We start from the raw sequence: 21,368 nt of genomic DNA, 5'->3' as shown, positions 1-21,368 counted from the left end.
TGCTAGAGAGCAAAAATGGCTAAGCGCGCACGCTCCACCAAGGGAAAAGCTTCATCAGGGAAAAAGAAGTCTGGGCTAGAACTGAAGGTCAGGAACGATGGCCGCCAGTCAGGATTTACGGTCGTCAGCTTTGACTTCCTGACTGACTGGTTGGGTGAGGATGCAGATCCCTTTTTGAAAGGCATTTCGCGCTTCTCTAGACGCTACACAAGTGCGGCCCCTACATACGCTATACGGCGTATTCTCCAGTATTGGGCAATGATGCATAGAAAGAGAGGCTGGAAAAAACCTAAGGATACAGATGCGGATGACTTCAAACTTCAACTATCTGAGCTTCGGAGAAGCTTTTATACCGATGAGACAGAAAAGGGGTTGGCCCTCACAACGACCTCAAATAAGTGGATATCTTTCGTAAGACTAATTGAGATTCTAGTAGTTGCAGAAGTTATCCCCAATATCACTATAGGTGCATACGTTCGAGCTCCAGGAAAATCAGAAATATTAACTGAAAGGCAATCAGTGGTTGATGGTGCTGCGGTTGTTTCGGTGCCGAAATCATTTAGACCGGATAAAAACTCATACAATGACGATCTTTTTGAGTCAATATCTTTAACTGCTTCTGATGAAAGGTACCTGACCGAGTACACTGCTAGAATAAATCGTGTGCTGGATACAATTAAGTCGTGCGCGCTAGAGGACTTTAATCTACTAAAGTCGAAACAGGCAGAAGGAGATGCGCTGATAAAGAATACCGGCTGTGGTTATCTGACGGCTATGAAAGAGAATCCGTGGCTTATGAGGTATTTTGATTTTTCCACTAGGTGCCATTACTTTGAGGCAGACGGTGGACATCCTAACTTGCTTGGAAACCTACTTTCTGTTGTTCATCATGAGATGGGGGGGATCCCTAAGCCTCATCGAAAATTCAAGTCGAGTGACAGAAGGCCGGTATCAAACAGCGGAAATTCTCATTGGCAATATGTTGCTAAATACGGAAAGAATAAGCTCATCCCGTATTTAGGATTAATGAATAGCGAGGCTGCGGCAGTTTGCATGCTCTTGATAATGATAGAGCATCCAAAGTTCAATTCGACTTCATTGTACAGAGCCAAAATTGAAGACGCGGATGGATTCGCAATCCTCCTGTCGTCTGCCGATGGAAATAATTTGCGCCTTACGGTTAAAAAGCCGAGAGCTAGGGAGCAGAAATCAGAAATATTGAGTGACTTGGCGAGAGACGTTATTTCGAAAGTAATGGAGTGGACTGCCCCTATCCGAGAAGAGTTGAGAAAGCAGGGGCGAAACGAGGAGGCTTCTAATCTTTGGGTGGGAATAAGCTCTTTGAACTATGACTTGAAGTCCTTTTCTGAGAAGGCGTTGGTAGGAGCGCTTTATATGAATCCAATTTGGCGTTCGACAGGTAAGGAAGAGTTTAGTACAAGGGCGTATTCATTTGTAGATAGACACCCGGTGCTCATGCCGTGGAGAGATAAGATCAACTATAAGGCAATTCGTGTCAATGTAGGTGTGGCGACATATCTTAATACTAATGGCGACTTGGTTGCTACAGCTAAGGCATTTGGCCATAAGCACATTAAAACTACTATTAATAATTATATTCCGCTTGCGCTGCAGCGTGCAATTTTTGAGCGGCAGATCCGTAGGCATCAGAATCTACTAATCACTTCAGCGATGGATGAAGAAAGCGAAATGCTGAAGATTTCGGATTTTAGAACAGTGGAACAATTACATGAATTTCTTAAGTCCATCGATAATTATTTGTTTGAAAGTGAATTGGAAGCGCAAAGAAGGGAAACATCCGAAAAGCTAACCTTTGATTTTGCCACCTTGTCCAGACTCGTCATATCTAATGATCCTGAAGCGCTTGCGGTTGCAATGCTTTATCGGGATGCTCTCGACAAAGCAACCCCAACCTTCCTAAATAGGCCAGACAGTCTTACTGGCATCACACCAAAATTTTGGATGGACTTCATTGACGCAGTTATGGCACCACTTCCGTTATCAATGAGCGATTTAAGTAATCTTGTTAAGAAGGCGCTTTTGAAGAAAGAAGCGATGTCGACTATGGTTATCCTGCCAGAGGTGGGGTGATGAGTCGACACAAATTACCGGTCGGAGTCATTGATTTTTTTGATCGAACAACTAGAAAAATAAATCATATATACAGACCTGCATGGCTTCTTAATGAGCTGGAAAGTTCTACATGGGTCGTAGACTCAGGGGTGGTTGTTCGGAATGTAGACGGCACCATTAAAGGTGGTGTTCGTCTAAATTGGAACAGGCTTTTGCCAAGCGGAAGCTTCACAAGCCCTGTTTATGCGGTTCCTTTGGAACAGGCAAAAATGATAGTGGTGTGCGCCTATGATGGAGCTCTTAAAGTCGCTAGATCGTTAAGAGGCATTCTTCACTTTCATTTATATCTGTTGTGGCTAGCTGAGTTTCTTGCTGTTCGATATGGAAACAAGTTTTCTGAAGAGGGGTTTTCTATTTTTGGGGTGGATGACGTAGTTGAGTTTCTTGGAGCGGCAGAGGTAGGAGGTGTTAGTGGAACAGGGGCTTTCATACAGCGCTGGGAAGATTATCTAGCAAATTCCAAGGATGGAATTGAGCCAATATCACTTTCCGAGCATTTGGGAAAACTAGGAGCACTGGATGGTAACGGTAATCTAAATTTGCGCTTCGCTGCGGCTGCTTTGGGGGTTGACTACAAACGGTTATCTCAATCTACCGAGTTCAGAAGATACTTGACGCATGGGTTTGATTGTGAGGCTGGAGGTAAGTCCAGCGAGAACGGGGCATCAAGAGCCACAACTGCTCTATCAAACTGGATGGTTAATTTCTGTGAACTGCTATCTTCTCTGCCTATTCAATCGCATGTAGAAATAGGTAATCCTTATTTAATATCGGATATTGTGCGGCCTTTCCGCATCGGAGGAAACGGTAGAACAAGAACCTTGCCTCTTTCTACGGGAAGAAGTCTTATGTTCGGTTGCGGCAAATGGATGATTGATACGTATCCGGCACTCAACTATTACTGCAATGAAGTTGTTCCTCTTTCACGGTCGATAATGGATGAGTCGAATGTTTCAGTGTTTACGGCGTTATCCATATCAGAAGAAATTGTTCCGATTCCAGATGGACTGGTCTCTGCTTTTGATGCTTACAGACGAATGCAGGTGGATCCTCTTATCTCTGAGGCAAAAATTAGAACTCAGTTTCCATTCTCGATTTTCTTGTTGAGGCTTCATACGGCCGTCTGCTTCTGCTTGATCGGTGTCCTGACTAGTTGTCGCAGAAATGAACTGGTTGATCTGGATAAAAGCGCTAGTTATGAGGTTGACGGTAGATTCTATCTTTCTGTTTTACTGAGGAAAACTGGGTTTGATAATATGCGTGAGCCGATGGAAAAGCCGGTTCCGCGCCTTGTTTATGAGTGTTTATTATCTTTAAATGCGCTAAAAAAACTTTGGCAAATCATAGTGCCTTCAAGTGATATTTTATTTAAGTCGCAGGCGTTTTTTAAAGTTAACGTCAGAGGTGCCTCTCCATTCAATGTGGCTGATGCTTATGTTTTTCTAAAGGAGCTTAGTGAGTACCTAAAACTTGTTGATAACTCGGGAGAACGATGGGTGGTGCTCCCACATCAACTTCGCCGCTATTTTGCTATGACATTTTTTCACTTCGGAGGATTGGAGAATTCATTGCCGGCGCTTTCTTGGTTTATGGGGCATGAAGATATTGGGGAAACCTGGCGCTACATTAAAGAAAGCTTAACAGGAAAAGAGCTCAGTGCATCCGAAGCTGCGTTGGCTACTTCTGCAGTTTGCTCTGATGATCAATCTCATGGCGTTCAGCAACTCAGGAATATCCTTATTAAGCATTTTGGCACTGAAAAAATCAACGTCATGCATGAGGATGAGTTAAGAGATTACCTAGAATTATTGTCAGAAAAAGGTGTATACACCGCTACCCCAATTCAAATTAATGCTGGAAAAAGAAAGAGGTATACGGTGGCAGTTTCAGTTAGGGAGGGTGCCGATGCCTCGACTTGGTAAAGGCCAAATTGCATCAAGCATCAAAGTCCTATCTGAAACTGCCGCTAGGAGCGCTGCTTGTAGAATCTCTGAGTTTGATAGGATTAGAGCAACTCCTTCCCCTTCTAAGAGTGAGCTATCAGCTTTCACCTCTGTTTCAAAACTAGCTGCTTGGGATAATGAGTCTCTTGGAATTACTCCTTTAAGTCATAAAACATTACGGAAATATGTGAATGGGCTATATGAAGGTGGACTTTCCCAGCTTCTACGTGATGCTGCTTTGATCATCGGCGACTCCCGACAGCTGATCCGAAAAAAGTCTTCTGATGATGTTGATGCTTGGAAGTTAAGCTCTCAGTTAGCGGTAGATGCTGCGCTAGACATGACCGCTAGATACTTGGATTTGCTTGAACGGCTGAAGAGATTATCGTTGCGGTCAGATTTAGCAGAGTCTGAGTTGCAACGGCATTATCGGCGATATGAAAAAAATCCTCACATTAAGGTTGTGAAATGACTTCGGCTGGTCGGCTTTGGCGCACTTCCTCTAAAGAATTTTATTTGCCTGGATATGATAAGTTGAGGAGGTCGGAGCGATGGGCGGCCCCCGAAATGAGGGTGATGTATTGGCCAGATGGTTGTATATGTTGGCAGCTTAACGTTTATTTCCTTCATCTTAGGCGCTCAAATAGCGCTATTTCCACAATTAACACTTATGCATCAGAGCTATCCTTGTTTGTACGTTTTTTGTTTGAGTCTGAGGTGGTGATTGAGGAAGTGTGTGATGATGTGCTGGTTTCATTTTCAGACTGGTTAATTAAGCGCAAAAAATCTTCTGGGAGCCACATAAATAGAATTTTGTTGCGGGTTATATCGTTCTTAGAGTGGTATCAAACTTTTTTGGTTGGAAAGCGTTTAGTGGGTTCATTAGGGCAGGGGGCTCAAGTAACAATTTCTTTGCGTTCGTTGAAGAGTAAGCAAGGTGTTGTAAGGGTTCGAACCCAGCATTATGCGATGGTGCCTGCAAGCATTCCTCGTACAGTTCGCCCTATTTCTTCTAATGCAATATCTGCTCTGCTGGATTCTTGTGAATGGACTGCCAAAACTAATTTTCGTCGCAGCCGTGATCGATGTATGCTTGTTCTCCTTGCAGATACGGGCATACGTAGAGAAGAGCTAACTTGGATCCGAGTTTCTGATATTGTAGGGGCATCTGCTGACCGGAAATTGCCCGTAAGAACATCTAAAAGAAAAGGCAATCCTTACAGGTTAATACCTATCTCAGACGAAACGTTTAGAATGCTCTTGGAGTATATCGATGTTACTCGCTCTATTCAGGTTAGGAGATTAAAGAGGAGAAAGATTGGCTTCAAAGATCTGGACTGGCTGTTTTGCACCAGAGAGGGGTTCAAGATGGCGCCCTCAACAGTGTCACAGTTGTTTTCTGATCTCCGGGCAGAGGCGGGCCTTACTGAGCGGGTATCCGCTCACATGCTTAGGCACCGATATATTACATTGCAGGTTATGGCTAGGCTTCGATCTTTGAGCAGCCGGGGGTCAATTGGCGTTGAGGCACTTACTACTGTTCTCTCAAAGGTCGCGAGTCTCAGTGGTCACTCTTCGCTTGATAGCATGTGGCGCTATGTAGATTGGGCCTACGAAGAGCTTGAGGTTGAATACAAGGATTCTGCAAACGTCGCCGCCGAGGCGATGAGTGTTATTGAAGCTTTGATGGGTGAAGCGAAGAGTAGTGAAAATAGGGCTCTAGCAGAGTCAATTTTAATTGTGAAAGAGGCTTTGTTGCAACTCAGGACGAAGAGTTATGAGTTACCAAGTGTGGTGGCCCATTCCCTTCGTGGCTCTGCTACTTAGTCTCGACATGTATAGTCTTGCCTGCGTCGTTTCGGATTTCTTATTTGCAAGTAGTCACAATAACCTGATTTCTTTCTGCTATGACTGAATCCGCTTTAGGACCGCTTCTGAATTAGAAACTTCCTATGCTTTGATGTGCCCCGCAATGCAGAGTCACAGGAAAGGACAAGGTTCGCGCTTCGGCGTCACAACGGTAGTACGGCGTATCGCTCGAGTCACTCCTACCCGTAGAGCTAACAGGTCTTGAGCGCAGGTCTTTGGGTCCTGCGGGGGTTTGGCGATGCGCTGGTATAGGCCTTCGTAGATGATGACCTCGTCGAACTCTTTGCCTTTGGACTTATGAACTGTCATGAGATGGATGCCGCGCCAGTCTTTTTGAGCAGCAGCGAAATGCTCCTGCATCAAGGCACTGCGGACTGCCTCTTCAGCACCTCTGTACCCACCCTGGGCACGCCACAGGGCACCCAAGCTGGTGCGCAGTACCGAGCCTCGATGAAGAAGTCGTAAGTAGCGGGCATCCGTTGCTACTTGCCTCAAGGCTTCCGCGGTGGAGGATGCCAACAGGCCGCGCAGATATAGCCAGTCCTCCGAAGGGTCACCTGTGAATTCCAGTCGTTGCCGCAACTCTGAGATCCGTTGAACTTCGCTGACAATCAACTGGCGCTTGGCACCGCGGATCTTTCCCGTGGAAAGGAAACCGCTAAGAGCGCCTGCCAGGTCAAGCTCCGTCTGAGGTGTAGGCTTGCCTCCGCGCCGTCCGCGAATGTGCGAGTGAAGTGCGCCGAGCATGCGGCTTGCCACATCGCTAGCCGTACCTCCCTCCAGTAGCGTGGCGATAACGCCAGCGGCTAGAGCCGGCGGCTCTGCATCCATTGCAACGTCGTGATATAGCTCCGGCAGACCATCAGACGTGGATGAGAAATAGTCAGAAAGCTCAAGCATTAGCCGTTTGGATGGCACCAGGACCGCGATCGACTTGTCCGGTACTTTCTTGAGCCGTTCCAATGCCGAGTAAACTGCGGTCTTGGCGCTGAAGTGCGAGCTCTTTCCATATAAGAAGCCGTAGCGAATGATTTTGACCTGTTGATAGGTCCTGCCCTTGTTCGCCCCGGTGAGAAGGTCGTTCCCATAGGTTGCGATATCGGTACCGCCGCTGCGATGGTTTTCACCGGCGAAATCGAAGTGAGCGGCGCTGAAGCTCTCCAGAAAGTCGCCCACCCGCCTGGGGTCAGCGCCTCGAAACTCGTAGATTCGCTGTTCGGGGTCTGCCAGTGCAATGAGGCGACTGCGTCTTCCAAGCTGCTGAATCAGCGCCCATTCATCACTGTTTGTGTCCTGAAACTCGTCGAGGATGATTATGGGATAGGTGTCGGAGAAGATGGTGTTTAGCCGATCACTTCGACGAAGCAGGTCGCTGACCAAGCTTGCGAACAAATCGAAATGCAGACGGCCTTCCTGCTCGAAAAGGCGCCGCTTCTCATTTTCGTGTTGGGCCTTATCGATATCAGTCAAATGCGCTGCTGCTTCTGGCGGTGGCAGGAGCTGCAGGCTTCGCCTGCCATTCAGCAAATAGGCATGGCTCCGGAGAATGCTCCATGCAAAACCGTGGTACGTACTAACCTCCAGTTGCTTCAGGTCCTCACGAGAAATCAGCTCAGAAGCCTTTTCGATGATGCGCGCTACGGTAGGTCTGGCGAAGCTCAAGAAGAGAATCTTCTGGCCTGGCTTGAGTACTCCTGAGCGAATCTCATCGCGAGCCTTCACCAGCGCGACGTGTGTTTTGCCTCCACCAGGACCACCCAGCGCTAGGGCGTGCCCGGTGCACGCCAGGAAGCCGCGCTTCTGATCGCTCCACACTTCAGTCATGTCGAAGGCTGGGGCGGGGACGGTTGAAACCTTCCATAGGCGGCTGCCAATGGTGCCGGCTTGGCTGCAGTTTCTGGGAGAAGGGGCATGCCGGCTGCCTGGGGAGGTAATGGAGGCAGCCGTGGTGGCTCAATGACGTTCTTGATGGCTGCCAACGTGATTCTCACGTATTCAGGCATGTCGTCGGCGGTTTGACAGGAGGCGAGCAAGTCGCCGGCGTCGCCACCACCCTTAGCCCAGCTGAAATAACTCGACAGAGCAGCCTGCAGATCAGCCAACGGCGTTGCGGCTGCTGGTGTCCATGCCGCGAGATGCTGCGGCCAATCGCCTCCGGCAACTACAGCAGCGGCATAGCTGCGGAGTGCGGCCTCAGATGCGCCCTGCAGCACCAGGTCTTCGAAGCCTGCGCTCGCAGACTCGTAAGGATGATCGACTGAGGCCTTGATGGCTGCGAGTGCCTCCGGCGATTGCTTGTCGAACACCGCAAACACGCTCTTACCGAGTGACAGGAAGAATGTGCGCAATTGCACTTACTTGACCACCTGATTGCATTCGACTTGACCAAGCATTTGCATCGGATCTGACCATTACACCGCGTGGCCATGACCGACAGAGAACGACCCCACAACATGCGTCCCTGAGTGGCTGATTACCTCCTGATGATTACTCCGGTGGATGGGCGGCAGCGATCTCCAACACGCAGTGGCCACTCAAAAAGCGGCTACCCTGAAGTACAGTTCTGTTTTGGGAGGTCTGTATGTCGAGAAAGCGCCGAAAGGACCTGAAGCACCGAATTGCCGAGTTTGAAGCTGAGGCCAGGAGGCTGGCTGGTAAGGTAACTGAGATAGAGCGACGCTTCATCGCTGTTGGCTTGGAAAGAGGCAAAGACCTTGAGCCGGTCGGCCGTCTGGCCGGTGCAAATCGACGTCGTTCGATTTGATACTTCTCGCTCTAACTGGACACCGGATCTCAGGCAAGTGATGCAGGCAGAACGTCTGCTTCTGGCCGCATTTCCGCCGGTCCCCACTTCCACCATTTCCAGAGATTGACGACACTCGGGAGATTTCGGATCTGGCGGTCTATCTGATTTCTTTTATCTCAATAAAAATTATCGAGAGCACGCCCGCAAAGCTTGACGACTGAGGCATGGTAGAAACATGTCCATCGACTGTTTGGGCGGAAGCAGTTCGATAAAACGTCCGCATTTGGCCGGTTTCCGCCGGTCGCGACGGGCCGGGATCGGCTGAATCCACAGCCAAAAGCTGCCATTCTTCCCAATAAATAAATCAGCCCACTTTTCCTGTGCCAACCCGTCCGCCTCGGCTTTAGATGTCAGAGTTTCCATAAAGTAGATTCACCAAGGTGCGGTGGTTTTATTTATTGATTACTAATCAATGCACTGTTCATAGCGACTGCAAGTACCTGAGCGCATCATCATTTAGGTTCAATCCATGCCAGAAGGCGCAACGCCATCCGTTAGCCGACTTTCCGCATTCAAATTCATAGCTTTCGAGCCGCTGAATTTCCGTTTTTATGCTTACCAAGCTAGATCGATCTGGAAGAAACGTCCTTATTCCATTGATCAAGACCCCCCATTGTGTCGTCAGATATTCATCGATTCCCGCTCGCCTTAGGACATTGTCGATGTGCCACTGGACAACAGCAAGCTGACTTCCGGTCACATTGTAAGGTATTGGCGTCAGCAGTGGCGCATTCCAATCAGGTTCAAATCGTACGGACAGGATCTTGTTATTTGCAAAGTAGTCAAAATATGGATGCAGAGGGCGCTCTCCTGCATTCGCGCCTTTGAACGCGTTGCTTCTCTTGTTGTTGCACCTATCACAAGCTGGCACCAAATTTTTTGAGTAAAATGAGAATTCTGCGTAATTTGCTTTGGGTAGGTAATGATCCAAGGTCCCCAGTGCATCTCGCCCACACACGGGGCACACGCCGTCAAGTTGAGATCGCAGCGTCGCAATGAAATTTAGAACGGATGGTGGCGCTTTATAAATTCCGTTAAGGTCTTCTTTTAGTGGGGCGTATGACACGTCCTCAGCGATACCCCAGGGATCACCATTGCAAATATCATACGCTTGATAGCGCTCAGCAATATCAGCTATGCGATGCACAATTGCTTTCGCATTTTCCTTTCTAGAGTGCTGCAGAAAGCTGAGAAGCAAATTATCTTGAATGACGGGCGGATCGAGTTTCCTCATTTTACTGCTCCATCATCCTACGCAGGCGCATGAGAGCTTCGGCGCTCAACTCTGAAGAGTATCTATCAAGTGCCTCCGAAAACGTATTGCTCTCTTGCTCTGCTAGCTCTAACAACTCTTCATAGAGATGATGGGGTAGATCGTCGCCAAATACCTCATTCGAGATTGATGCGACATTGGCTCCTAGAGTTTGCATGCGCGGCTTTCTTACAGTGAGTACTCCATCTTCATCGCGCATCACATGCACCTGAGCACTTTGAACTTCCCTGACGACAAACGGGGAGTGTGTGGCGATGAATGCTACCGAACGTGTACCGTTCAGAATTTTATTTAGACTACGCATAAACCTTGATATAAGGTTTGGATGCAGAAAATTCTCCGGCTCATCAATAATCAACGCGGATGCCGGCCCAGAGTTAGCTAGTGCAACCAAAATGAATTTTAGGAAGGCCTGCTGGCCCAAGCTAAGCTTACGTTCCTTTCCGTGTTTATCGACAAATTTCAATGACTGCCAAGAGGCGACATTTGCCGCATTCTTTAAAATACGTTGTTCGCCACCACGCTTCCACTCTGAAAATGGCATATAGTCTACATCGTACAGCGCCATTCTTCCTGACTCTCCTGGTCTGTCTTTTTTCATTGGGACCAGAACTTCAAGCTCACTGAATTCAGTGCGCAAAATATCCGAGAGATGTTTAAGCAAAGCACCTTGAGCATCATGTCCGCGAGCCACATCGACAAGCAATGTTGTTGCAGAGTCCTCGCCTTGCTTGCGGGGGCTTGCCGGATTGAATGTAAAAATCCTAGCTCTCGCGAGCCCCTCCTTTGACGTGGGGGAGAACTGTCGAACAGATGCAGTGTGAATGAAAGCTATAACTTGATTCAGTTCGGGGCGATTGGTAATTTCAGCAGATCGACTTTCTTTGTCGGCCAAAACTTTTGAGAGCTTTGCAAGCGCCGAAGTTTTGCCGCAGCCATTCTGGCCGATAATGACCGCGATCCGCCCTCTGAGAAAATTTTTGCTATCAAACTGGAAGTCGAACTGGGCTTGGGGGCCAGTTCCCTTCAACTCAATACTGAAAGGTTGACGTGCATCAGCATCAAGCTCTTGCAAGCCTTGCAATATGCGCTCCCCCTTGCGATAAGCAAAGTAGGCTTCGCTTGATCTAATCATCGCATGGGTGAACACTTCTTCTTTATAGAAGTCATACCAATTATTGGTGAAGGTCCGGCTTTTAGTCGTTGCTACATCTTGTAAGCTAGCTAGGATTTTCCTTGCCTGAGTCTCGCCTAGCGTCCGCCGCAAAAAGCTGTATGACTTTGCATCTACCAGCAGTGTGCGGAACGGTTTTTTAATTTCGCGGTGGTAAATTTCAGGTTTTTCAGGCGAAAGCAGACTGCCAACAGCCTCAAAGAGATCTTTTTCTCCTTGAATGGCACACCTCCCTTCAAGCCAATAAATCTGCCCTTGTTTATCGCGATAGCCTATGGAGCATGCTATAAGGTAGCCGAAGTCGTTAAATTTTCGGGCCAGCGGAACAATGAATGCTTCCGCGTTGGAGCTTTCCGCGAAGCTCTCATCCAAAAGGAAGGAGGTCAGTGGCTGGTTAGGATTAGCGTTAGAGCTTTTTTTCGCTGGCATTCCAAGATCCATCTTAAGTCAGGCGCGCCGCGACATTATCAGCGCGAGCGGCCTACTGATACTGTCTGGCAACAAAAACGATGCACTTTCGGAAAAGCGGACAGATTTGTTGGGATGACTGTCCGCCTCTGGCCGACTCCAGCCCACTGTACTGGTGACTCCCGGCCAATGGTGGCCGTCCTCTGTGACGGCTTCAGTCTCCCCATAAGGTTGATGCGCGATGCGCAGCGCGGCCCTACTTAAAGTGCTGACTGGTGAGGTGTCGAACAACATGACTCACAAACTCACCATGTGGAGCTCGATGCTCATCCCATCTCTTGACGTTCTTAGGGCGTGGTCGATAGTCCGCAGTGGTGAGCGCAAGACTGTGTTTGGCCCGAGAAACTCCTACAAAAAACACGCAGCGCTCTTGGTCGAGGTGCCCCCAGAACGTTTGCTTCTCGACGCCGAGCACAACTACCGAATGGAACTCCAGACCTTTGCTTTTGTGCATGGTTAGGAAGCGAACTGCCGAATCGTCAGAAAGGCGTGCCAATACCTTGAGTAAATCTGGCTCAATCGCAAGTTGCGCCCGGATACGATCACGAACGTCTCGAACAACCTCTAACAAGCGGGCCTTTGAGCGATAGTCGGCGGAGAGTGCGCTGACGGACGACAGGCCAAGTTTCTTTAGGAACTCATTGGTCAGATCCCACCACGAGCCATATGGGCTCGCTGTTTTTCGCTCCTGCTTAACCTTCTTGAGGTGATCCCGGTATGTCTCTTCAAAGATCCGTTGAGCGCTATTTTGGCTGTCGTCGTCTTCGAACGGGGTGAAATGGTCCATTAACCGTGACCATGCTTCTGCCTCGCCCTGGCCGTAGAGGCAAGTGAGGTAATCGATTACAAGGCCGACTGCTGGCTCTTTCAGTAGGTCCTGAAGGTCGTGATCATTACGATGAGCGATTCCCCGCTCAGTGAGCCGCAGCATTAGTGATTCGCCATACTCTTCAACTTGGCGAGGCATCAAAACGGCAATTTCACTAGGTGGTATGCCGTCCTGAGTAATCCAGCGCTGAATAAGGTTCGCAAGAGCCTCAGCTTCCTCAGCGGCATTTCGGAAATTCCCAGCCAGAATCTCCCCGCCTTCGCCCTTGGCGAGATCATCCGGCATCACTGCCTCAGCCTCGATCTCCCGAATAATATCGTTCTGCATTCGCAGTAGTGCTGGCTGGGATCTGAAGTTCAAAAACAGACGTAGCGGTCGGGCATCAAAGTCGTCAGCGTAGGTTTTGAATATCCCCTCGAGCGCCCCCGCCCATCCCATGATGGTCTGCTTAGTGTCCCCTACGGCGGTCAGGATCGCCGGCGTGTCGTGGAACAGCAGTTTGATCAGTTCGTATTGGTCTGCCGTACAATCTTGGAATTCGTCGAGGAACACGTGCGTATAGGACTGCCGTATCGTATTGCGTGCGATCGCGCTCTCTTTCACGATCCGAAGGGCGAACGGAAGTAGGTGTTTAAAGGTGATCTGTTGGCCCCAGATGTATTCCGGACCAATTTCATAGTCCTGGCTCAACGCCTCATCCACCAAAACTGGATGGAACCGGTCGATGATCCGCTTCGCAAAGCCATGGAAGGTAACGCTGTCGAAACGTGACGCGCGATCCCAACCACAGCGAAGCTGTACTCGCTTTTTGAGGTTCCGGCTTGCGTCCGTCTTGAATGAAACGGCAAGGATGCGTTTTGGGTAGCGGCAGGCGTTTGTACGCAGAAGAAAGTCAGCTCGCTGTGCGAGCACCTCTGTTTTTCCCGCACCAGGGCCAGCAGTAAGCACCACTGACCTTTCGCGCTCACGAACTGCCTCCCACGCGTTTCTTTCCAGTCGAATTCCTGGAGAGGGAACCCAGCGTTCAGGCTTGATCATTCCGGCGACTCATCGAGCCGTTCGATCACCTTGTCTGCTAGCCGATCGAGCGAGTCAGGCAGGCCATCAAGAAGTTCCTGATCGGTGAGCCTTCCCAACGCGCCCAAGTGTGCCGCCGGCTTGCTGCTCAACTTGAAGAGTTTGTGGTAGGCCTCGAACCAGCGCTGCTCCTCTTCGTCGTACTGGTCTGGATTGAAATGGCTATCTCCCAGGACCTTGGTGTGGCTCTTCAAGGTTGCCGGGACGGCTTCAGCCTCATAGGCGTCCGGGAATGCGCACAGCATTGCAAAATCTAAATCCAAGGGGTCGGAGAAGAAGACGTTACGTTTTTCGAGCTCATTGAACAGACTTACCGTCCCACCCTCGAACCAGTTATGGGTCCGCACAGGCGTCTGGGGATCGTTCCATTCATGGTAAGGCCAGCCAGCGGGCAGGCTGTCTTGAGGTGCAAACTGATCTAGCTGATCCCTTACATACTTCACGCGCCCCCAGCCTCCTTGGTGACGGCCGACATCAAGGTCCAGAAGCGTGATGTAAGGGGTGCCGATCGCAGAAAGCAGCCGCCAGAAGTGGTTTACATGGCGGCCACCCAATGGTGCGATTGCAACGGCAAACTCATCGACAGGCGCACCTTTCGCCTGGAGGATCCTTGGGAGCACGATCTCTTCGCTATCACCTTCTCCCAGCACGACCAGACGGGCGAAATAGACCTCAGGAAAGGCCTGCACGGCCTCCCTAACAAACTTGTACGCGTCAGTAAGCTTCGGAGGTAGCTGAATAGTTGTGACTTGGGTGCACCGATCACCATTCAGTCGAAGGTACCGGATGTTTTCAGGCTCAACCCGCCGCAGCATGGAAGGCGCTTGGGTAGCGATTAGAGCCTGGGCGTCCACGTCGACCGAGGATTTCAGTGAATTGACGATGCGTCCGAGATAATGCGGCGAAAGGCTGTTCTCCGGCTCCTCCACCGCAAGAATTGTGAATGCCGGCGGTTTCAGCTTATGGGGATCGAAGGCCTTGTTCTCTCCAGACCTCACCTCTCGCCCTATCGTGAGCGCGGACAAAACAAGCGAGAGGTAAAGCATGGATTTCTGCCCGTCACTCAGACGTGCAAAATCAACCTGGTTCTCTCCATGACCTGGGCTGAAAGAGACCGTGAGGTGCCGAAGTAATGCTTCGATCTCAGAGTTCTCGAACGTCAGGCGGGGCGAGGCGAAGAAGTCCCCCTTGTGCAGGCGCTGCCAAGCGGTGGTGAGGCTATCGCTAAGCGTTTTTACTGACTCGTTCTCGACTAGACAATCGGTGATCTGCTCCGTGAGTTCCTTTACTGTCTCGCGGTCGTCATTCCAATTGGCGGCACGAAGGAGCCGGCCCAGAAGCGCTGTCGCCCCGTAAGCTACGTGATCGGAAGGGTCGCGCCTGGCAGGGAGGTAGTGGAGATGGATGGTGTCACGATGCCGCTTGGGAACCGCCTGTTTCGACACAGGATCGCCATTCTCATCCGTCTTGGTCACGAAGAGAAACTGCTCTTCGATCTCCCCATCCTCGTACATTGTTGCTTCTAGACGAAAGCGTACCCGCGGGGGCTCTCCTGCTTTACGCATCGCCATTTGCCCGAAGAAAGGCGGCACGGTGTCGTTATCGTCATCATCGAGTGTTTCCTCGAACGTAAAATCCGCTTCCAACCAGAGATGACGCTGCTCTGGCTGCTCGGCTTCTGCGGCAGGAACGTGAAAGTCTGAACGGCGAATTCGGCGCAGGCTTGGGTCAAAGGAAAACATCCTGCAGAGCGCCTGCAGCGCGGCTGTTTTTCCTGCGCCATTGGGGCCTAAGAGGTACGTAACATCTTCGAACGAGATATCTTCCGCGACCGGCCCAAAGGACTGGAAGTTGCTGACAAATAGACTGCTCAGCCTCATAGCTCAGCTTCCCTTCTGACTTTTTGAGTTCGCTCATCTCAGGCCTGAAGGACATCGAATGACGCGCCCGATAGCTCTTCGTTTGATCTAGTACATCACTTTACCAGTGAAGCATACAGGCATGAGCTGGTAGGAAGTATCACGCAAGTGTGTCGAGGAAGATCTTCGTGCATGAGCTAGAGGCCGAAACTCACTGCTTGATAACGTCCGCCTTTGGCCGGTAGCTGCCCTTGGCGAGGCAGCTACCGGCCAGAAGCGGGCATTTTCTAAACGGTCTATCCGCCCACAACAAACGGAGCTCGCTGAATATCCGATTCGCTCATAGAGCGCCAGGCCCCTGGTCAGCTCTCTCGCCCCACTAGACGAAGCGGCGAGACTGGTACTTTGAGTAGGAACTGCTCCTTTACCTTTCGGGAAGTCAGGCCTGAGTCGCCTAAAACCCTTTTCCAAGTCGCATAGTCCAGGAGGTCAATTGCACGCTGCACGAGTACCGGCGACTCCATAGGGATAAGATCGTCGAACTCCTCGTCTTTGGTGAAGCCCTTCCTGTTCAGATAAGTGAACCCTGATTTGGCTTGCTCAACCGTAAGCAGATCTAGGCTTCGAGCACGGTAGATCAGGGCTTTGAAACTGACTTTCCATCGCAGCTTAAGCTCCTTGAGGGCGGGCCAATTGAGGTATCGGCCCCGCATCGCAGGAAACTCAGAAGCAAAACTGGCTCGTGGCATCAAAAACGCGCTAGCGAACTGGTTGGCCTGGTCTTCAGTGACACGGCAACCCGTTTCAACGCCCTGATGCATGATCAGATGCCCTAACTCATGAGCAAGGTCGAATCTTTGGCGACCTGGGCTTGTTTTGGCAGTGCTGCGGACGATTAAGGGACGCTTGTTGTACAAAGAGAAGGCATCCACCTTTTCATCTGCTTCGTTCAGGTCAACAACTAAGACCCCAATCTTCTCAGCCAGCTTGGTCACGCTTGAAATCGGCCCAAGCCCTAGACCTTGCTCTCGGCGAAATTTTTCCGCCACCTGCTCAATTTTCGACGTCGAATCAATGGCCCCATCGAAAGCTTTGAAGTCCACGGGAGGGAATGCAATTTCCTTTTCGAGCTCATCTACCAGCAACTCGAACATTTCAACCTGCGCTGCAATAGTCTTCTTCAAGGTCTGGGTTGATGACCTTAGGCTTCGAAAGTGACACTGCTCCAGCTCAACGGAACTGCGCCTGGGCATGAAGAAAAAATGCTCCTCCACATCAAGGAGCTCGCTCAACGATTTGAGTTGTGAAGGGGACGGCATCGCATTCACTTCTAGCTTGTGAGCGTACTGCCGCGTTACGTCCAGCTTTTCGCCAATATCGGCCAGTGACAGGCCGGCAGCACACCTCGCGAGCCGAAGCTTATCTGGTGAAAACTCATCGCCTAGCGGCAGATCACCTGTTCTGTTATTCATCTTTCAGTTCTGTATCGTCTAGCTTGCCTTGCTCGGCATCTTTGTTTCGACGCAGCGGGAATTGTTCCTGAATCTCAACTTCCTGCGGCAGGTCGGTGGTGCGAACAGAGACAAGCGGCACATAGTCGTGAACCCATTGGCATACGACGTTGAGATTCGAGTCAAATCCCATAATTGTTGCCGTGAGCTCTTGCCCGTCTGGGTTTCCATCGCTGTCGATGTAGAGGCGCCAAGTAAGGTTACGGTCACTGGATGGACCCAAAAGACTAGCTTGGTAGCGCTCGACACCATTAGCAGCAAGGCGATGGGACTTCTTTCGCTCCCGCGGATCATCCATGACTACCTGGAGGAGCACACCGTTGATGCTGGGCGTGTAGTCCATGGTTTTGTTAGTCAATCGGAACCAAGGGAGCTCGGGGGCGACGCTCATCTTGATGAAACGGCCATGGACGCGCCCGTACGATAGGGTACCCTTTGTCCAGTTGGTATCGTCATCCGTCGACGCTGCTTCCAGCGCCTTGTAAGCCGCATGCAAGGCATTGTTGCAGACCACATCGAGATACTCAGCCGTCAGTCTTGGTTCCAGCTCACTCGGATGTCCGATGTCGCGCATAAGCTGCTCTCCCGCAAAGCGTGCAAATTCGAGAAGGTGTCAACTTGGATTTTTGTGCAGATAAAGAGTTTTGTCAACCTTGCGTGACCGCGTCTGCTTCCCGACAGCCCCTTCCGAAGCACCAAGTTCTACTCACAAAATTGAGTATCAGGGGGCAAGCTCGAACTTTCTTGAGACCGGAGGTGCTATGACTAATCGGGACAAAGGGGCTTTGGCTTGGGAGAAGTCCCTGTTAGGCGTGATCAGGAATGAAGTCGAGCAACTGCGATACCTCATTGAAAACCAGAGCGGTGACACAGAACCGCCAGATGTGCACGCACAAATTAGCCGACTCGGCGGTCTGACCGACCTCGCTTTTGCAGAGGGCTTGGGGCTATCTGTAGCTTCTAGAGCGGTCATCGAGTCAATGGCCCATGAAGCAGAGGAAATGGTTCGCAACAGCACAGATTTTTCTCGGCCTAGCCCAGGCCGACGATTAGAAATTGAGCAACAAGCTGCTATGTCAATGTATGACGCGATACTCCTGAACCTGTCATACCTAGCTGAGGGTGATAGCTCGAAGTACGCCATGGCACTATCGAAAGAAGCTTTTTCGTCGCTACAGCGGCATGTTGGTGATCGAGCAGATTTCGAGCTTGTCACGCAGGCTGTGCTGGTGCAGGACTATCGAGTGATGAGGTTGGCTGGCAGTAGCTGAAAAATGGCTGATGTCTGCCCGAGTCTGGCCGTTTTCTGCCCCTGACGAGAGGCAGCTACCGACACGAAGAAGCCGGTGGGGCCGCAGTAATGGGCCAAAAAGCAATCATCGAGTGGTCTGTCCCGGGCTGAGTGGACACTGACTTAAGGTGGATAATGTCCGCCGCAAGGAGTGTTCATGACCCAGACCAGACGACGTTTTCCCGAATCCTTCAAACGCGAAGCGGTAGACCAGGTGCTTTCCGGCACTCCGCTTCGTCATGTGGCCGAGACGCTCGGCATCGCTGAAAGCCTGTTGGGCAAATGGAAGCGCCAGTACGAACAGCAAGGTGACGATGCCTTTCCGGGTAACGGCAAGCAGCGTGGCGAAAGCGCGGAGCTGCGTCGCCTGCGCCAGCAACTGGCCCAGGTCACCATGGAGCGCGACGTATTAAAAAAGGCGCTCGCCATCTTCTCGCAGCCCACGAAGTGAGGTTTCGCGCCATCGAGGCGTTGGCCGGTCGCTATCCCGTAGCGCCGATGTGCCGGCTGCTGCAGGTGTCACGCAGCGGTTTCTATGCCTGGCAGCAACGACCTCCCTCGGCGAGAGAAATGGCGAATCGGCGTCTGAGCCAGGAGATTCGCACCATCCACCACGAGGTGAACGGGATCTATGGCCGTCGCCGTATCAAGGCCGAGTTGACGGCCATGGGGCATGCGTGTGGTCGGCACCGGGTCGCTCGCCTGATGCGCGAAGCCGGACTGCAAGTTCGTTCGCGCAAACGCTGGCGGCTGGTTTCCAGCAGTCGTCATGCTCTGCCGATTGCCCCGAATCATCTGGATCGCCAGTTCGCCTCGGATCGCGCCAACCGGCATTGGGTCTCGGACATGACCTACGTGCGGACAGCCCAAGGCTGGTTGTACTTGGCCGTCGTGCTCGATCTTTATTCACGCGCTGTCGTCGGTTGTCCACGGTCAGTCGACGCCGGCACTGACGAAGCGCCTACGCGCTTTCTCCCAAAAGCCAGTGGACGTGCCGACCTTGTGCATGGGCGTCAGTGGCGCCTGATCGGGCCGTCCCTAGCCAAGATTTTTAGAGCGCTAGGAGTTTTTAGGTGCTTCCCATTTACTAAGAGGAATTTTCACCATCTTTGCCATTTACCAAAAATGGGTACTTTTCTCCATCTCGTTAACCAACATGGGATTTTCATTTTTTCCCGATTAGCTCGTATAGCCCTTTCACAACAAGGCTTACAGAGATCACGAGCATAGAAAGGGCTGGCACCTATTCTAGATTAACATCTGTGATGTAGGGTGGAATGGACACACATTCAGCCAATGAGGGCCTACCCATGGATTCCATTTCCAAACTTGCAAGTACCCTTTCCCATGCCGATCCGGCTGTCTTGGTGTCTTGCGTTTCTATTGTTGCCCTGGTGGTGATCTACCAGGTTGTACGTCATCTCACCGGCTCGAAGAAGGACTGATATGGCCTACCGATTCAGCAAGCTCCCAACCGGATGGACGCGGACCACTGGTTGCGATCTGGGGGCATTCAAGGCCGGCGGACAAGCGGGAACAAGCATTGCTGCGCTGAAGTGCTTACTCGCGGTTTCGCTGCAGGCCGATTTCCACACCCGCACGGCTGCTGTGTCCTATAACGATTTTGAGCTGCTCACCGGCCTTTCGCGGCCCATGATCTCGAAGGGACTTCGAATGCTTGCGGACATGCAGATCCTTACGATCGCTGGCGATCACGCGCACCGCTATACGGTGAATGAGGTGGGCGACAATTACTGGGCGAAGCTTCCCTTCGACCTCCTCCGTCTTCGCCTTAAAGAGTTGGGGAATCGTGGTGCAATACGCTTGGCCGCTTTGAAGATCTATGTGATTTTGATTGCGCGCCGGAGCAACAAATTTGACTGGACTGCTCTGACCTACGAGCAAATCGTGGAGCACACGGGAGTTCGACGGGCGGACGTTCGAGCCGGCTTGTCGGAACTCTATTCGCTCGGGCTGCTGCACGCCGATATGGTCCATCCCGAGGACGGAAAGCCTGCGTTCAGGGCCTACTTCATCCGAGGCCTGACGGTCGCCGATCCTCGTCTAGGCAAAGTTCCTGATGCGGTATAGCGGCTATGAGCACAGCCTCAATACTTCACTTTGTAGGTAGGCGAATCCTTGGCCGCAGCCCCTGCGATCGTATAGGCGGGTCGTGCTGATGTTGGCATGACCCAGTCAGGCCTGAACTTTGGCGATATCTGCATCGTGTTTCAGGGCGTTGATTGCCGCCGTGGTGCGCAGTCCGTGCACCCCCAAGCCCTCGTCTGGATCCCCGCGACGTTGGCCCAGTGGGCCACCAGCAGGTAGATCCCGTTCGCACTGATCCCGGTACCGGACAGGTCACGGCCGCGTAGCGAGCGAAATAATGGACCCGGCCCAGGCCCCCGCTCGGCGTCGGATTCGAGATAAGCGTAACCCGTGTACCGGGTTGCCGCCGGCTCCCGCGTTAGATTCCAGCAGGTGATCAAACAGGCTGGCCAGCGCCGCCAGTTTGCGGCGGATGGTGGCCCCGGCTATCCGGCCCGGGGAACACAAAGTTGCCACGCACGGATTCGCTGCGCAGGGTCACCAGTTGCACGCCGATCGCCTGCGCATCGAGGTAGGCCATCTGACGGCACTGGAAGACGTCGCGAAGGGGGGGCGAACAAGTCCAGGTGCGCAGGTCGCGGTCGGTGATGTGATCAGGATCATCATGACCCGTGGAGCAGGTATGGGTCTGATCGAAGAGGGTTTCGACGCGAAATGTCATGGGGCTCTCCAGGGCGAATAGATTGATATGGCCGAGCTCAAGGCCAACACGATTATCGAGCAAGCCGGTTGAGGCTTCTGATCGCTCACGGCCTGCAGGTCAGGGGGAGGCTTGGCCAAAGAGTCAATCATCGTGATCCTCGACGGCGCATTGGCACACCTCATCGTCTACGAAGGTTACCCAGTTGGAGCAGTCATCACCGATGCCGGAGAGGTCCGCGCTCCATTCCACTGGTCCAAAAGGCAGACCGCAGTCCAGGCAAATCGTGAGGTCGTTCATACAAAGAGCTCCGTGTAAGTGGAGCTCTAGATAATGCTGTCACGACGTGAGCAAGGTGAGCCAAG

The 21,368-nt window shown here is 51.5% G+C and carries 19 protein-coding genes and 1 pseudogene; 9 read left to right on the top strand and 11 right to left on the bottom strand.

Annotated features, from left to right (window positions below; genetic code table 11):
• Positions 1–15 precede the first annotated feature (15 nt).
• From VQ067_RS29080 to VQ067_RS29065, 4 genes are all read left to right on the top strand, one after another.
• On the top strand, positions 16–2,112 hold the full coding sequence (locus VQ067_RS29080; RefSeq protein WP_034020102.1) for a hypothetical protein: 2,097 nt from the start codon (positions 16–18) through the stop codon (positions 2,110–2,112).
• The gene (locus tag VQ067_RS29075; RefSeq protein ID WP_034020105.1) at positions 2,112–4,076 is read left to right on the top strand and encodes an integrase; all 1,965 of its coding nucleotides are present in this window, start codon (positions 2,112–2,114) and stop codon (positions 4,074–4,076) included. The genes VQ067_RS29080 and VQ067_RS29075 overlap by 1 nt, the downstream gene beginning before the upstream one ends.
• Positions 4,060–4,569 carry a hypothetical protein gene (locus VQ067_RS29070; protein WP_124082609.1) on the top strand — a complete coding sequence of 170 codons (510 nt, stop codon included), beginning with the start codon at positions 4,060–4,062 and terminating at the stop codon, positions 4,567–4,569. The genes VQ067_RS29075 and VQ067_RS29070 overlap by 17 nt, the downstream gene beginning before the upstream one ends.
• 104 nt (positions 4,570–4,673) lie before the next feature.
• Positions 4,674–5,924 (top strand): tyrosine-type recombinase/integrase, encoded by a 1,251-nt coding sequence (locus VQ067_RS29065; RefSeq protein WP_171891569.1) that lies wholly within the window; start codon positions 4,674–4,676, stop codon positions 5,922–5,924.
• 153 nt (positions 5,925–6,077) lie between these two features.
• Here VQ067_RS29065 and VQ067_RS29060 read toward each other — a convergent pair whose 3' ends face one another.
• The 8 genes from VQ067_RS29060 to VQ067_RS29025 form a co-directional block, all read right to left on the bottom strand.
• The gene (locus VQ067_RS29060; protein ID WP_171891570.1) at positions 6,078–7,790 is read right to left on the bottom strand and encodes a UvrD-helicase domain-containing protein; all 1,713 of its coding nucleotides are present in this window, start codon (positions 7,788–7,790) and stop codon (positions 6,078–6,080) included.
• On the bottom strand, positions 7,787–8,320 hold the full coding sequence (locus VQ067_RS29055) for a hypothetical protein (protein ID WP_225517907.1): 534 nt from the start codon (positions 8,318–8,320) through the stop codon (positions 7,787–7,789). Before VQ067_RS29055 ends, VQ067_RS29060 begins: the two co-directional genes overlap by 4 nt.
• 873 nt (positions 8,321–9,193) lie before the next feature.
• Complete coding sequence (locus VQ067_RS29050; RefSeq protein WP_128472872.1) at positions 9,194–10,006, bottom strand: HNH endonuclease; 813 nt, start codon at positions 10,004–10,006, stop codon at positions 9,194–9,196.
• Between the two features lies 1 nt (position 10,007).
• Complete coding sequence (locus tag VQ067_RS29045; protein ID WP_160295900.1) at positions 10,008–11,648, bottom strand: ATP-dependent nuclease; 1,641 nt, start codon at positions 11,646–11,648, stop codon at positions 10,008–10,010.
• A gap of 235 nt (positions 11,649–11,883) precedes the next feature.
• On the bottom strand, positions 11,884–13,554 hold the full coding sequence (locus VQ067_RS29040; RefSeq protein WP_034019966.1) for an ATP-dependent helicase: 1,671 nt from the start codon (positions 13,552–13,554) through the stop codon (positions 11,884–11,886).
• Positions 13,551–15,473, bottom strand: a complete 1,923-nt coding sequence (locus tag VQ067_RS29035; RefSeq protein ID WP_034019963.1) for an ATP-dependent nuclease — start codon at positions 15,471–15,473, stop codon at positions 13,551–13,553. The genes VQ067_RS29040 and VQ067_RS29035 overlap by 4 nt, the downstream gene beginning before the upstream one ends.
• Positions 15,474–15,814: 341 nt before the next feature.
• Positions 15,815–16,924 (bottom strand): XRE family transcriptional regulator, encoded by a 1,110-nt coding sequence (locus VQ067_RS29030; protein WP_034019961.1) that lies wholly within the window; start codon positions 16,922–16,924, stop codon positions 15,815–15,817.
• Positions 16,917–17,537: a hypothetical protein gene (locus VQ067_RS29025; protein ID WP_034019959.1), complete on the bottom strand. Its 621-nt coding sequence runs from the start codon at positions 17,535–17,537 to the stop codon at positions 16,917–16,919. The genes VQ067_RS29030 and VQ067_RS29025 overlap by 8 nt, the downstream gene beginning before the upstream one ends.
• Positions 17,538–17,724: 187 nt before the next feature.
• On the opposite strand from VQ067_RS29025, the gene VQ067_RS29020 reads away from it, so the two are divergent.
• The 5 genes from VQ067_RS29020 to VQ067_RS29005 all read left to right on the top strand — a co-directional run bounded on the left by VQ067_RS29020 (position 17,725) and on the right by VQ067_RS29005 (position 20,345).
• On the top strand, positions 17,725–18,234 hold the full coding sequence (locus VQ067_RS29020) for a hypothetical protein (protein WP_052156523.1): 510 nt from the start codon (positions 17,725–17,727) through the stop codon (positions 18,232–18,234).
• Between the two features lie 177 nt (positions 18,235–18,411).
• Positions 18,412–18,705 (top strand): IS3 family transposase, encoded by a 294-nt coding sequence (locus VQ067_RS29015; protein WP_031632600.1) that lies wholly within the window; start codon positions 18,412–18,414, stop codon positions 18,703–18,705.
• Positions 18,702–19,484, top strand: coding sequence for an IS3 family transposase (locus tag VQ067_RS33550; RefSeq protein WP_161564197.1), 783 nt, complete (start codon positions 18,702–18,704; stop codon positions 19,482–19,484). The genes VQ067_RS29015 and VQ067_RS33550 overlap by 4 nt, the downstream gene beginning before the upstream one ends.
• A gap of 80 nt (positions 19,485–19,564) precedes the next feature.
• On the top strand, positions 19,565–19,699 hold the full coding sequence (locus VQ067_RS29010) for a hypothetical protein (RefSeq protein ID WP_023082484.1): 135 nt from the start codon (positions 19,565–19,567) through the stop codon (positions 19,697–19,699).
• Position 19,700: 1 nt separating this feature from the next.
• Positions 19,701–20,345: a hypothetical protein gene (locus VQ067_RS29005; protein WP_034019957.1), complete on the top strand. Its 645-nt coding sequence runs from the start codon at positions 19,701–19,703 to the stop codon at positions 20,343–20,345.
• A 17-nt stretch (positions 20,346–20,362) separates the two neighbouring features.
• Here VQ067_RS29005 and VQ067_RS29000 read toward each other — a convergent pair.
• The 3 genes and pseudogenes from VQ067_RS29000 to VQ067_RS28990 all read right to left on the bottom strand — a co-directional run.
• Positions 20,363–20,792: pseudogene (locus VQ067_RS29000) on the bottom strand (tyrosine-type recombinase/integrase); the annotation flags it as partial.
• A complete protein-coding gene (locus tag VQ067_RS28995; RefSeq protein ID WP_042853231.1) occupies positions 20,740–21,024 on the bottom strand; it encodes a hypothetical protein in 285 nt (94 codons plus the stop codon). The gene VQ067_RS28995 and the pseudogene VQ067_RS29000, both read right to left, overlap by 53 nt.
• Before the next feature lie 123 nt (positions 21,025–21,147).
• Positions 21,148–21,303 (bottom strand): hypothetical protein, encoded by a 156-nt coding sequence (locus VQ067_RS28990; protein ID WP_162836287.1) that lies wholly within the window; start codon positions 21,301–21,303, stop codon positions 21,148–21,150.
• Positions 21,304–21,368 lie beyond the last annotated feature (65 nt).

Origin of the sequence: Pseudomonas sp. KBN12P06040, from assembly GCF_037574965.1 — a bacterium.
Classification (GTDB): Bacteria; Pseudomonadota; Gammaproteobacteria; order Pseudomonadales; family Pseudomonadaceae; genus Pseudomonas; species Pseudomonas aeruginosa.
This window is presented reverse-complemented; position numbering and strand designations above follow the sequence as displayed.